The sequence below is a fragment of the Streptomyces sp. NPDC002734 genome (assembly GCF_040295685.1).
Classification (GTDB): Bacteria; Actinomycetota; Actinomycetes; order Streptomycetales; family Streptomycetaceae; genus Streptomyces.
Genome location: NZ_JBEOVU010000008.1, coordinates 1 through 12,276 on the forward strand (window position 1 = coordinate 1; position 12,276 = coordinate 12,276).

Annotated in this window: 10 protein-coding genes; 2 read left to right on the forward strand and 8 right to left on the reverse strand. The window is 72.4% G+C overall.

Features of this window, described 5'->3' with window-relative positions:
- Positions 1-649 precede the first annotated feature (649 nt).
- Positions 650-1,657, forward strand: coding sequence for a tryptophan--tRNA ligase (gene trpS, locus ABT026_RS09385; protein ID WP_351113533.1), 1,008 nt, complete (start codon positions 650-652; stop codon positions 1,655-1,657).
- Between the two features lie 64 nt (positions 1,658-1,721).
- Here the strand turns inward: trpS and proC are convergent, their stop codons facing one another.
- The 5 genes from proC to ABT026_RS09410 all read right to left on the reverse strand — a co-directional run bounded on the left by proC (position 1,722) and on the right by ABT026_RS09410 (position 7,871).
- A complete protein-coding gene (proC, locus tag ABT026_RS09390) occupies positions 1,722-2,534 on the reverse strand; it encodes a pyrroline-5-carboxylate reductase (RefSeq protein ID WP_351113534.1) in 813 nt (270 codons plus the stop codon).
- 125 nt (positions 2,535-2,659) lie between these two features.
- Positions 2,660-3,412 carry an ABC transporter permease gene (locus ABT026_RS09395; protein WP_351113535.1) on the reverse strand — a complete coding sequence of 251 codons (753 nt, stop codon included), beginning with the start codon at positions 3,410-3,412 and terminating at the stop codon, positions 2,660-2,662.
- 53 nt (positions 3,413-3,465) lie between these two features.
- A complete protein-coding gene (locus ABT026_RS09400) occupies positions 3,466-4,206 on the reverse strand; it encodes an ABC transporter ATP-binding protein (RefSeq protein WP_351113537.1) in 741 nt (246 codons plus the stop codon).
- 173 nt (positions 4,207-4,379) lie between these two features.
- Complete coding sequence (locus tag ABT026_RS09405; RefSeq protein ID WP_351113538.1) at positions 4,380-5,207, reverse strand: class I SAM-dependent methyltransferase; 828 nt, start codon at positions 5,205-5,207, stop codon at positions 4,380-4,382.
- Positions 5,208-5,456: 249 nt separating this feature from the next.
- Entirely contained in the window at positions 5,457-7,871 is a 2,415-nt protein-coding gene (locus ABT026_RS09410; protein WP_351113540.1) for a hypothetical protein, read from the reverse strand.
- A gap of 160 nt (positions 7,872-8,031) precedes the next feature.
- Between ABT026_RS09410 and ABT026_RS09415 the strand changes: the two genes are divergently transcribed.
- The gene (locus ABT026_RS09415) at positions 8,032-8,496 is read left to right on the forward strand and encodes a GNAT family N-acetyltransferase (protein ID WP_351113541.1); all 465 of its coding nucleotides are present in this window, start codon (positions 8,032-8,034) and stop codon (positions 8,494-8,496) included.
- 220 nt (positions 8,497-8,716) lie between these two features.
- Here ABT026_RS09415 and ilvD read toward each other — a convergent pair whose 3' ends face one another.
- The 3 genes from ilvD to ABT026_RS09430 form a co-directional block, all read right to left on the reverse strand.
- Entirely contained in the window at positions 8,717-10,570 is a 1,854-nt protein-coding gene (ilvD, locus tag ABT026_RS09420; protein ID WP_351113542.1) for a dihydroxy-acid dehydratase, read from the reverse strand.
- 141 nt (positions 10,571-10,711) lie between these two features.
- Positions 10,712-11,356 carry a TetR/AcrR family transcriptional regulator gene (locus ABT026_RS09425; RefSeq protein WP_351113543.1) on the reverse strand — a complete coding sequence of 215 codons (645 nt, stop codon included), beginning with the start codon at positions 11,354-11,356 and terminating at the stop codon, positions 10,712-10,714.
- Positions 11,353-12,177, reverse strand: a complete 825-nt coding sequence (locus ABT026_RS09430; RefSeq protein WP_351113544.1) for a sugar phosphate isomerase/epimerase family protein — start codon at positions 12,175-12,177, stop codon at positions 11,353-11,355. Before ABT026_RS09430 ends, ABT026_RS09425 begins: the two co-directional genes overlap by 4 nt.
- Between the last annotated feature and the right edge of the window lie 99 nt (positions 12,178-12,276).

A 12,276-nucleotide genomic window follows, 5' to 3' on the forward strand; every position in this document is an offset into this window, starting at 1 on the left:
CGGACGCTTCCTTTGTACTGACCCTCTCGGGCTTTCCTCCGGGCGCTTCCTTCGTTTCCGACTCTATCAGACCGTTTCCGTTCCGATTTCCTCGGCGCTTTCCAGGTCCTTCGCCTTTCGGCGTTTTCCCTTTCCGGCGGTTCCGACTCTATCAGAACCTTTCGGCGTCTGATTTCCAGTCAGAGGAGGTTGTCTTCCGGGCTGTTCGCCCTTCCGACCGGTGAGACATTAGCGGATTCGTGGCCCCCGAAGCCAATCGGGGGTCTCGCTCTCACGAGCGAGCGGTGAATCCTGCAATCCGCAATGCACGCGCCGGCACGCACGACAGTGAAAAGCCGTGTGTGGCTGGTTGGTGCTTGTGGAGTGGCTGTCCGGGGCCGACCGGGGTCGGTGCTCACGTCGGACAACTCGGAGAACCTTACGGATCACGTCCGGTGGTGTCAAACCGGCTGCGCAGAGGCCCCTGGGGGACCTAGCCTGTCCTCGTGACCACAGCGCATGCGTGCACCCAGAGCTGGTGGGCCGCCTGACGGCGGCCCGTCCTCACGCATGCGATCAGCAGCGGCCGCCGGATCCCGGCGGCCGTTTCTTGTTTCTCCTCCCGAGACGGTCACCGGGTCCGCGGCCCGGACGACCGGGAGGTCGAGCGATGAAGCGAGTGTTCAGCGGGGTCCAGCCGTCGGGGCATCTGACCCTGGGCAACTACCTCGGGGCGGTGCGCCGGTGGGCCGCTGTCGACCAGCACCGGGCGGACGCCCTGTTCTGCGTGGTCGATCTGCACGCCCTGACCGTGGAGCACGATCCGGCGCGGCTGCGTCGGCTGACCCGGCAGACGGCGACCCTGCTGCTGGCGTCCGGCCTCGACCCGGACGTCTGCACGCTCTTCGTGCAGAGCCACGTGGACGAGCACGCACGACTCTCGTACCTGCTGGAGTGCGTGGCCACGGACGGCGAGATGCGGCGGATGATCCAGTACAAGGAGAAGGCCCGGCGCCAGGAGGAGAGAGGGGCCGGCGTCCGGCTGTCCCTGCTCACCTATCCGGTGCTGATGGCGGCGGACATCCTGGCCTACGCCACCGACGAGGTGCCGGTGGGCGAGGACCAGAGACAGCACGTCGAGTTGGCGCGCACGCTCGCGGAGCGGTTCAACCAGCGGTACGGCCACACCTTCGTCGTCCCGAAGGTCACGCTCCCCCGGGTGGGGGCGCGGGTGATGAACCTCCAGGAGCCCGGTTCCAAGATGGGGAAGTCCGACCTGTCCGGGCAGGGTGTGGTGCGGCTGCTGGACGAGCCGGAGGTGGTGCGGCAGAAGGTGATGCGCGCGGTCACCGACAGCGGGCCCGGCGGGCGGCCGGTCGAGTACGACCGGGCGCAGCGGCCCGGGGTGGCCAATCTGCTGGACGTCCTCGCCGCCTGTACCGGGGAGGAGCCGGCCGCGCTGGCCGGGAAGTACACCGGATACGGGCAGTTGAAGAAGGACGTCGCCGACGCCGTGGTGGAGGCGCTGCGGCCGGTGCGGGAGCGGCACGCGGAGCTGTGCGCGGACCCGGCGTACGTGGACGGCGTCCTGCGGGCCGGGGCCGGGCGGGCCCGGGCGATGGCGCGGCCCGTGGTGGACACGGCGTACCGGGCGATCGGGCTGCTGCCGCCGGTCTGACGTGCGCGGACGTCCGGGGGTGGACAGGCCGTCCGCCCCCGGACACCCCTGCGGGGTGCGTGCGTCAGTTGCCGTTGCCGGAGGCGAGTTCGCGGCTGCGGTCCCGGGCGGCCTCCAGAGCGGCGATCAGGGCGGCGCGGACGCCGTGGTTCTCCAGTTCGCGGATGGCGCTGATGGTGGTGCCCGCGGGGGAGGTGACGTTCTCGCGGAGCTTGACCGGGTGTTCGCCGCTGTCCCGCAGCATGACGGCGGCGCCGATGGCCGACTGGACGATCAGGTCGTGCGCCTTGTCGCGGGGCAGGCCGAGCAGGATGCCGGCGTCGGTCATGGCCTCGACGAGGTAATAGAAGTACGCGGGGCCGGAGCCGGACAGGGCCGTGCAGGCGTCCTGCTGCGACTCGGGGACGCGGAGCGTCTTGCCCACGGAGCCGAAGATCTGCTCGGCGGTCTCGATGTGCGCCGCGGTGGCGTGGCTGCCGGCGGAGATCACGGACATGGCCTCGTCGACCAGCGCGGGCGTGTTGGGCATGACGCGGACCACCGGGACGCCGGCCGGGAGGCGCTCCTCCAGGAAGGCGGTGGTGATGCCGGCGGCGCCGCTGACGACCAGGCGGTCGGCGGGGACGTGCGGGGCGAGTTCCTCGACCAGGGTGCCCATGTCCTGCGGCTTGACCGTCAGGATGAGGGTGTCGACCGACTTGGCGGCCTCGGGGTTGCCGACCGGGGTGACGCCGTAGCGGGTGCGGAGCTCCTCCGCGCGCTCGGGGCGGCGGGCGGTGACCAGCAGGTCGGCAGGGTTCCAGCCGCCCCGGATCATTCCGCTGAGCAGGGCTTCGCCGATCTTGCCGGTGCCGAGGACTGCGACTTTCTGGCTCATGTGGGTGGTGCCCTCCGGGGAGTTGCGCGTCGTCCCTGGCCATCCTCGCACCGGGGCCGGGGGAACACCGCGCACGTCCGCCAGGCGGAACGGCCGGGCGGCCGCCCTCCCCGGAGGGGTGGGCGTCAGGCCGTGCGGCGTCGGAGGGTCGCGGCGCCGACGGCGAGGACCAGGAGCGCGCAGCCCACCATGACGAGGACGTCGCGGACGAAGTCCCCGGTGATCCCGGCGTGCTGCTGGACCTCGTTCATGCCGTCGACCGCGTAGGACATGGGCAGCACGTTGGAGACGGCCTCCAGGACGGGCTGCATCTGGTCGCGCGGGGTGAACAGGCCGCACAGCAGGAGCTGGGGGAAGATCACGGCCGGCATGAACTGGACGGCCTGGAACTCCGAGGCGGCGAAGGCGGAGACGAAGAGGCCGAGGGCGGTGCCCAGGATCGCGTCGAGCAGGGCCACCAGGAGCAGCAGCCAGGGCGAGCCGGTGACGTCGAGGCCCAGGCCCCAGACGGCGAGGCCGGTGGTGAGCAGCGACTGGACGACGGCCAGGGTGCCGAAGGCGAGGGCGTAGCCGGCGATGAAGTCGGCCTTGCCGAGCGGCATGGCGAGGAGCCGTTCCAGGGTGCCGGAGGTGCGTTCGCGCAGCGTGGCGATGCTGGTGACCAGGAACATCGTGATGAGCGGGAAGATGCCGAGCAGCGAGGCGCCGATGTCGTCGAAGGTCTGCGGGCTGCCGTCGAAGACGTAGCGGAGCAGGAGCAGCAGGAGGCAGGGCACCAGGAGCAGCAGGGCGATGGTGCGGGGGTCGTTGCGCAGCTGGCGCAGGACGCGGGCGGCGGTGGCGACGGTCCTGGCGGGGCTGAGGGGCGGGGTGCTCATCGGGACGTCTCCTGGCTGTGGGACCGGGTGGCCGCGGGGGCGGCGTCGGCGGCCTAGTCGATCAGGGTGAGGAAGGCCGCCTCGACGGTGTCGGCGCCGGTGCGGGCCCTCAGCGCGTCGGGGCTGTCCTGGGCGAGGATCTCGCCCTCGCGCATGAGCAGGAGCCCGTGGCAGCGCTCGGCCTCGTCCATGACGTGGGAGGAGACCAGCAGGCTTGCGCCGCGGTCGGCCGCGAGGGCGTGGAAGAGGTCCCAGAGGTCGCGGCGCAGCACCGGGTCGAGGCCGACGGTGGGTTCGTCGAGGACCAGGAGCTCGGGGGACCCGAGGAGGGCGACGGCGAGGGAGACGCGGCTGCGCTGGCCCCCGGAGAGGTTGGCGGCCAGGGCGTCGACGTGGCTGGTGAGGTCCACGTCGCCGATGGCGCGGGTGACGTTCTCCTCGCGGCGGGCGGCGGCGCGGCGGCCGGGGTCGAGGACGGCGGCGAAGTACTCCAGGTTCTGCCGGACGGACAGGTCGTCGAAGACGGCGGGGGCCTGGGTGACGTATCCGATGCGGGCCCGCAGGGAGGGGTGTCCGGCCGGCCGGCCGAGGACCTGGAGGTCTCCGGAGACCTTGGCCTGGGTGCCCATGACGGCGCGCATCAGGGTGGACTTCCCGCAGCCCGAGGGGCCGAGGAGGCCGGTGATGCGGCCGGCGGGCACGGTGAAGTCGAGGGCGCGCAGCACGGTGCGGGGGCCCCGGACGGCGGTGAGGCCGGTGGCCCGGATCGCCGGACCGGGCTCTTTATTCATCATGTGATGAATACTTCTCCCCCGGTCCGGACACGTCAAGGCCGCCGCGCGGATTCGCGCGGCGGCCTGGGGGTCGGGCGGTGCCGGGCAGGCCTTCGTGGGCCGGCCGGATTTCAAAGGGCTCCGGCCCCGTCCGGTGCTCGGGACGCTCGGGGTGCTCGGCGTGCTCGGGGCGCTCAGGACGCGGTGACGACCAGGAGCAGCACGTCGTAGATCTCCTCGACGACGCCGTCCGGGAAGACCTCGTGGAGGCAGATCCGCTCCTGGTCGAGGAAGGCCCGGGTGGATTCCTCGCCGTGCAGGATGAAGAGGGAGTGGCTGGCGATGTTGGTCAGGTGGGTGTCGACGGGCACCCGGCGGCTCCACCGCACGACGCGGCGGCCGATCCGGTCGGGAGCGGGCGGGAACGGGGCGCCGGCGAAATGCTGGTCCTTCTCGAGGGTGCGGGTGCCGCCGCCGGACTTGTTGGCGCGGGCGTCGCCGAAGTGCAGCCGGATGCGCTCGGCCTGCTCGGCGATCCACGGGACGTCCTGGGCGTCGGTGTTCCACCAGAGGGCGAGCGCGCCGCCGGGGCGCAGGACGCGCATGGCCTCCGGGAAGGAGTGCGCGGGGTCGGTCCAGTGCCAGGACTGGGCGTAGGTGATCAGGTCCGCGGAACCGGAGGCCAGCGGGAGGTGGTTGCCGTCCCCCCTGACCAGTGACGCGTCCGGGAGGGCGCGACGGAACTGGGCGGCCATGCCGTCTCCCGGCTCCACGGCCACGACATGGGCGCCGCGGGCGCGCAGGAGCGCGGTGGAGATGCCGGTGCCGGCCCCGACGTCGGCCACCCGGGCGCCCTCGACGGGGCGGCCCGTCAGTTCTTCGACGGCGTCCAGCAGGGCGGGCGGGTAGGACGGGCGCGCGGCGGCGTAGACGGCGGCCGCGCCGTTGAAGGAACGGGCCCGCTCGGCGTGGGCCTGGACCAGGGACTCGTACGGCACGGAGCGCGCGGTGGGCGAGGTCATGTGCCCATGGTGGGGACGCCGGGTGGGGGCCGTGGCGGTTTTTCAGGGGTTGGGATTCCTGGGGCGGAAGTCTCGCAATTCCTGCGCGGGAATTCCTCATTCCGGCGTACGCGCATGGTCCTGGAGCACTCCCGGCCCGGTCGGCAGGTCGCCGGCCGGGCCCGGAGGTGACCCCGGATCAGCAGCGGATCAGTGGCTGCCGGGGTGCGGCCGCGCCGCTGCTCGGCCGCGCCGCTGCTCGGCCGGGGCTCAGTCGCAGAGCCAGGACATCAGCTCCATGTCCTCGAAGAGGGGAAGCCTCCGGCAGACGTCGTCCTCGCCGCCCTGATGGCCCGGCCCGTGGTGCCCGGGGCCGCCGTGGCCGTCGTGGTGGCCGTGGCCGTGGCCGCCGTGGCCCGACTTCTGCTTGTTGGTGATGGTGCAGGTCACCGAGGCGCCCGCGGGCAGCGTCACCCGGTCTGCGCGGACGGGCAGTTCGTCTCCGTCGTCGGTGACGCAGTCCCACCCGAGCGGTCGGTAGCCGTCGGGGCCGTCGGACTCGCCGAGCGTGTAGGTGCCCGACGGCACCGTCACGTCGGTCACCTCCCGGCTCCCGCTGACGCCCGACAGGTCGGCGGGACCGTCCGCGGTCAGGGTCCAGTCCTGCGGCCGCGCGGTGCCCTTCTTGCCGATCACCCGCTTCACCAGGGTGAGCCGGGTCTCCTCGTCGTCGTCGCAGGTGACCGTGTTGCGCACCGTGTAGGTGTTGGCCTCCAGTGCCAGCACGTCCCGGTAGGGCAAGGCCGCGTCGATCGCGTCGCCGTTGGCCCTGACCACTCTGCTGCCGGTCAGCCGGCAGTCCTCGGGAACCTGCGTGGTCTCGGCGAGGGTCACCGAGTCGCCGACCGTGTAGCCCTCGCGGGTGACGCCCCAGTCCTGGGGCGTGGCTCCGGCGGAACCGGGGCCGGTGAGCGTGAGTGCGGCGTCGAAGCCGTCGGGGCGGTCCGCGTGCTCGTAGGCGATCCCGTCGATCGACCATTCCTTGTCGACGGTGACGTCCGCCTCGGCGTCCTCCTGGGGCCTGTTGTAGACCACGCAGCTGACGGCGGAGCTCCGGGGAAGGTCCACGGTGAAGCCGGGGCCGCCGGAGGAGCCGGTGTTGGTGACCCCGACCGGCGAGCCGTCATCGAGGTCGACGCACACCGCGTTGCGGCCGCCCTGGGTGACCACGGTCCAGCCGTCCTGCTGGGACTCGGCGACGTTCACCGCGGCGGAGTCCACGGTGGCCGGGTAGGTGGGCTGGAAGATCACCGTGCCGGTGCCGTCGTCGGTCGTCTCCTGGGTGTCGGGCAGTCCGCCGATGCCGGGAGTGGTGGTCGTGGCGGTGAACTCCCAGCCGCTGCCGGCGACGGTGGCGCCGGTGACGTCCTCCCCCGTGTTCTGCGCCGGCACCAGCTGCTTGACGACGGTGAGGGACCCGTCACACTGGTCGAGGGCCAGGTCGCGCAGCGCCTCGCCCGCGCCCGCGAAGTCCTGGGTCTGGAAGTAGTCGGCGGTGGTCGGGTTGGTGCCGTCGTAGGCCTCCGGGCCGGAGATGGCCCGCAGGTTGAGGCCGGAGATTCCTTCGACGCCCTTGCCGACGCCCAGGGCGATGACCCGGGTGCCTTCCGCCTTCACCGCGTTGGCGGCGAAGATGCCGCCCTCCACGTCGGCGAAGTGGGTGTGCGAGCCGTCGCCGGTGGCCGGGTTGTTCCAGTACGTGGGGTTGCCGTCGGTGAGCACCACGACGGCGTCGTAGTGCGGTGCGGCCTTGGCCGCCGCGTACAGGCCCTGGTCCCAGTTGGTGCCTCGGCCCAGCGTCCAGTCGGCGTAGAGGTCCTTGAACTCCTCCGCGCCGGCCTCGGTGGACACCGGTACGAGTTCGGGGTGGTTGGCCGTTCCGGTGCTCGGCGAGTTGCGGTCGAAGGAGAACAGCGCCAGCCGGGACGGGGTGCCGGTCAGAGCGTCGGTGAATCCGTCCGCGGCGGCCTTGAGGCTGGGCAGCGCGCTGCCCACCGAGGCCGACAGGTCGAGGATCAGCGCGATGTCCAGTCCGCAGCCCTCGGGCAGTTCCGGGTTCACCCGGGACTGCTGCCAGATCCCGCCGGACGCCACGTAGGGGGTGCTCGCGTAGTCCGTGCTGTACATGAAGTCGCGGGTGGACGAGTACGTCTCGCCGTCCTCCAGCGCCGGGGTCCGGAACTGGTACCGGGAGGCGACCGAGCCGGAGCCGCTGCCCGCGCCGGTCCGCAGCGTGGGGTTGGTGTACCAGCCGTCCGGCGCCCCGATCTGGCGGACCCAGAAGCGCGCGCCCTCGTTCGCGCCGCCGTCGCCGGTGCCGGGCACCACGAAGTTGCAGTCGCCGTCGGCGTCGGAGGTGCACACGGCCCAGGTGGTGTTCACCGGGGTGGTGGCGTCCTCGCTCGCGAACAGGGCGAGCCGGACGCCGGCCAGGGGGCCGACGACCGAGTCGGCGATCCGGTCGCCACCGGTCCTCACCGTCACCACGGAGGTGCCGGGCTCGGCCGGTGGTACCTCCGGAGGTGCGGCGCCCAGGAGGGTGACGAGGGCCGCGGCCCCCGCGACGACTCGGCCGAGACGTCCCAGGCGGCTCCGTACGGGGCGTGTGGGGTGTTGCGTAGGCATGCGGGCCTTCCGGCTCGAAGGGGGACGGCGATCGGAGCGTGATCGCCGCATGCCCATGCTGTTCGCGCGGCCCTCGCCGTACCGATCGGTGTTGCTCCGTACGGAAGAGGGGATCGGCCGTCCAGGTGCCGGAGGGGATGCCCGGTCCTAGCGTGGGGCCATGCCCGAGTCGCCCGACACCGCCCGGATCACCGTGGCGCCCATGACGGTCGAGCACGCCGCGGGGGTTCTGGCCCTCGGCCGCCGCGTGTACGACACCACCGTCAAGCCCTACACGTCCTGGTCGCTGTCGGCCGTCGCCCGGCACCTCGACGGCGACGGATCGACCTGCCGGATCGCGCTCGACGAGGGGCGCCTCGCCGGGTTCGTGCTCGGTTCCCTGGGGTTCGACCGGCGCACCGACTGGGGTCTGCTGGAGTGGATCGCGGTCGACCCCGGTCACCAGGGCCGGGGGATCGCCCGTCGGCTGGTGGAGGAGTGCTGCGCGGGTCTCTTCGCGGCGGGAGCGGCCGCCGTGGTGACGGAGGTGGAGTCTCAGAACACCGCCTCGGCCGCGCTGATGCGGCGGAGCGGGTTCGCCGAGGGGGCGGTGGTGACGCTCTTCGTCCGGGAGCCGGAGGAGTAGGCGGCCCGGCCACCGGTCCACCGCGGAGGGCACCGGAGCCGCACCTCACGCTGCCGGGCGCCGCACCGGGCCCCGTCAGGGGCGCGGGGAACTTCGCGGACACCCGCCGCGCGGGGCATGCAGGCTCACGGCGGCCGTAACGGACGCACGCAAGGCCGGGGAGACGAACGGGTCCGGCGGCGCGACCGCCCGCGAAGGGGGTCGCGCCGCCGGGACGGTGTCAGCCGAGGAGGGTGACGTCGCGGACCGCGCCCTTGTCGGCGCTGGTCGCCATCGCCGCGTAGGCACGGAGCGCCGCGGACACCTTGCGGTCGCGGGCACGCGGCGCGTACCGCCCGCCCAGCGCCTCCTCGCGGCGCGCCAGCTCCTCGTCGGAGACCAGCAGCTCGATGGAGCGGCCCGGGATGTCGATGCGGATCCGGTCACCGTTCTCGACCAGCGCGATCGTGCCGCCGGACGCCGCCTCCGGGGAGGCGTGCCCGATGGACAGTCCGGAGGTGCCGCCGGAGAAGCGCCCGTCGGTGATCAGCGCGCAGGTCTTGCCCAGGCCGCGGCCCTTGAGGAAGGACGTCGGGTAGAGCATCTCCTGCATGCCGGGACCGCCCTTGGGGCCCTCGTAGCGGATGACGACCACGTCGCCGTCGGTGATCTGCTTGTTCAGGATCTTCTCGACGGCCTCCTCCTGCGAGTCGCAGACCACCGCGGGACCCTCGAAGGTCCAGATGGACTCGTCGACGCCTGCCGTCTTGACCACGCAGCCGTCGACCGCGAGGTTGCCGCGCAGCACGGCGAGGCCGCCGTCCTTGGAGTAGGCGTGGGCCGCCGAGCGGATGCAGCCGCCCTCCGCGTCGACGTCCAGCGCCTCCCAGCGCTCGGACTGGGAGAACGCCTCGGCGGAGCGGACGCAGCCGGGGGCGGCGTGCCAGAGCTCGACGGCCTCGGCGGACGGGGAGCCGCCGCGCACGTCCCAGGTCTTCAGCCAGTCGTCCAGCGACGAGCTGTGCACGGAGTGGACGTCCTCGTTGAGCAGACCGGCCCGGTGCAGCTCGCCGAGCAGCGCGGGGATGCCGCCGGCGCGGTGCACGTCCTCCATGTAGTACGTGCGGTCCTTCGCCACGTTCGGCGCAACCTTGGCGAGGCAGGGGACGCGGCGCGAGACGGCGTCGATCTGCTCGAGCCCGAACGGGACGCCGGCCTCGTGGGCGGCGGCGAGCAGGTGGAGGATCGTGTTGGTGGACCCGCCCATGGCGATGTCGAGCGCCATCGCGTTCTCGAAGGCGGAGAAGGAGGCGATGGTGCGCGGCAGGGCCGTCTCGTCGTCCTGGCCGTAGTACCGCTCGACCAGGTCCATCACCGTGCTCGCGGCCCTCTCGTAGAGGGCGCGGCGGGCGGTGTGGGTGGCGAGGACGGAGCCGTTGCCCGGCAGGGAGAGGCCGATGGCCTCGGTGAGGCAGTTCATCGAGTTGGCCGTGAACATGCCGGAGCAGCTGCCGCAGGTGGGGCAGGCGGACTCCTCGATGCGCAGGATGTCCTCGTCGGAGACCTTGTCGTTGACCGCCTCGGAGATGGCGTCGACCAGGTCCAGGGTGCGGACGGTGCCGTCGACCAGGGTGGCCCGGCCGGACTCCATCGGGCCGCCGGAGACGAAGACGGTGGGGATGTTCAGCCGCAGGGCGGCCATCAGCATGCCCGGCGTGATCTTGTCGCAGTTGGAGACGCAGATCATCGCGTCGGCGCAGTGCGCCTCGACCATGTACTCCACGCTGTCCGCGATCAGGTCGCGGGAGGGCAGGGAGTACAGCATGCCGCCGTGGCCCATGGCGATGCCGTCGTCGACGGCGATCGTGTTGAACTCGCGCGGGATGCCGCCGGCCGCCTTGACGGCCTCGCTGATGATGCGGCCGACCGGCTGCAGGTGGGTGTGACCAGGCACGAACTCCGTGAAGGAGTTGGCAATGGCGATGATCGGCTTCCGGCCGATGTCCGCACCCGGTACACCGGAGGCCCGCATCAGGGCGCGGGCGCCCGCCATGTTGCGGCCGTGGGTGACTGTGCGGGACCTCAGCTCGGGCATCGTCGCTCGCTCCTTAAGGAAGTACTGGCCCTGTCGAGAGTACGCCGGGCATCCACCGGTCGGACGCGGTTGTCCGGAATGCGGGACGTGAGATGCGCCCCGTCGCGCCCGTCCGGGCGTCGGCCGGCCCCTCGCTCCGGCTCAGCCGGCGGCGGGGGCGCCGGGTGAACCGGTGAGGTGGTGCTGGAGGACGGGGGCGAGGCGGGCGATCAGTTCCTCCGGATCGGCGGAGGCGATCGGCTCGACCTTGATCACGTAGCGCAGCATCACCACACCCACCACCTGGGCGGCGGCCAGCTCGGCGCGCAGCTCCGCGTCGGGGGCATCGAGTTCCTTGGCGACCTTGCTGAGCACCAGCCCGGCGACCAGGCGACGGAAGATCGCGGCGGCGGCCTCGTTGCTGACCGCGGAACGGATGATGGCGAGCAGCGGGGCCCGGGTCGCCGGGTTCTCCCAGATGCCGAGGAACATGCGGACGAACTGCTCCCCGGCGCGGTCCGGACGCAGGTCGGTCAGGGGCTGGGTGCGCAGCACGGGGGCGAAGGCGCCCTCCACGGCCGACTCGAAGACCTGCTCCTTGGTGCCGAAGTAGTGGTGCACCAGCGCGGGGTCCACGTCGGCCGCCTTGGCGATGCCGCGCACGCTGGCCTTCTCGTAGCCGCGCTCGGCGAACACCTCGCGGGCGGCGGTCAGGATGCGGTCGCGGGCCGCCGGGGTCTCGGCGGAGGCGGCGGTGCGGGGCGGTCGGCCACGGCCACGGCGTGGCCCGGTCGGCTGTGCGGTCACTGGCCCTTGACCCGCAGCGGGGAGGCCAGGTGGAGGCGGGTGAAGGCCAGCGCCTCGGCGAGGTCGGCCTCGCGCTCCGCGTTGGACATGGCGCGGCGGGTGTTGACCTCGATGACGACGTGGCCGTCGAAGCCGGAGCCGGCGAGGCCTTCGAGGAGTTCGGCGCAGGGCTGGTCGCCGCGGCCGGGGACCAGGTGCTCGTCCTTGGCCGAGCCCTTCCCGTCGGCGAGGTGCACGTGGCCCAGGCGGTCACCCATCCGGCCGATCATCGCCATGGTGTCCGTGCGGGCCGTGGCGGTGTGGCTGAGATCGATCGTGAAGTGGCGGTAGTCCTCGTCGGTGGGGTCCCAGCCGGGGGCGTAGGCGAGCATCTCCCGGTCGCGGTAGCGCCAGGGGTACATGTTCTCCACGGCGAACCGGACGTCCGTCTCGTCGGCCATCCGCCAGATGCCGGACACGAAGTCACGCGCGTACTGGCGCTGCCAGCGGAACGGCGGGTGCACCACGACCGTGGAGGCGCCCAGCCGCTCGGCGGCGGAGCGGGCGCGCTGGAGACGGACCCAGGGGTCGCTGGACCAGACCCGCTGCGTGATCAGCAGGCAGGGGGCGTGCACGGCGAGGATCGGGATCCCGTGGTGGTCGCTGAGGCGGCGCAGGGCCTCTATGTCCTGGCTGATCGGGTCGTTCCACACCATGACCTCGACGCCGTCGTAACCCAGGCGCGCGGCGATCTCGAAGGCCGTCGCGGTGGACTCCGGATAGACGGAGGCGGTGGACAGCGCGACCTTCGCGTCGGGGATGCGGACGACTGGTTCTGCCACGGCAGCAAGAGTACGGGAGGCGCGCGGAAGCGGCGGGGGCTCGGGGTCGGTTCCCGGCCGCGACGGTGCCGCTTCCCGTGCCCGTCCACGGGCCTCGCC

Excerpts from the sequence above, each read along its gene's own strand:
- trpS (WP_351113533.1), top strand. The coding sequence starts at position 650 with ATGAAGCGAGTGTTCAGCGGGGTCCAGCCGTCGGGGCATCTGACCCTG.
- proC (WP_351113534.1), bottom strand. The coding sequence starts at position 2,534 with ATGAGCCAGAAAGTCGCAGTCCTCGGCACCGGCAAGATCGGCGAAGCC.
- ABT026_RS09395 (WP_351113535.1), bottom strand. The coding sequence starts at position 3,412 with ATGAGCACCCCGCCCCTCAGCCCCGCCAGGACCGTCGCCACCGCCGCC.
- ABT026_RS09400 (WP_351113537.1), bottom strand. The coding sequence starts at position 4,206 with ATGATGAATAAAGAGCCCGGTCCGGCGATCCGGGCCACCGGCCTCACC.
- ABT026_RS09405 (WP_351113538.1), bottom strand. The coding sequence starts at position 5,207 with ATGACCTCGCCCACCGCGCGCTCCGTGCCGTACGAGTCCCTGGTCCAG.
- ABT026_RS09410 (WP_351113540.1), bottom strand. The coding sequence starts at position 7,871 with ATGCCTACGCAACACCCCACACGCCCCGTACGGAGCCGCCTGGGACGT.
- ABT026_RS09415 (WP_351113541.1), top strand. The coding sequence starts at position 8,032 with ATGCCCGAGTCGCCCGACACCGCCCGGATCACCGTGGCGCCCATGACG.
- ilvD (WP_351113542.1), bottom strand. The coding sequence starts at position 10,570 with ATGCCCGAGCTGAGGTCCCGCACAGTCACCCACGGCCGCAACATGGCG.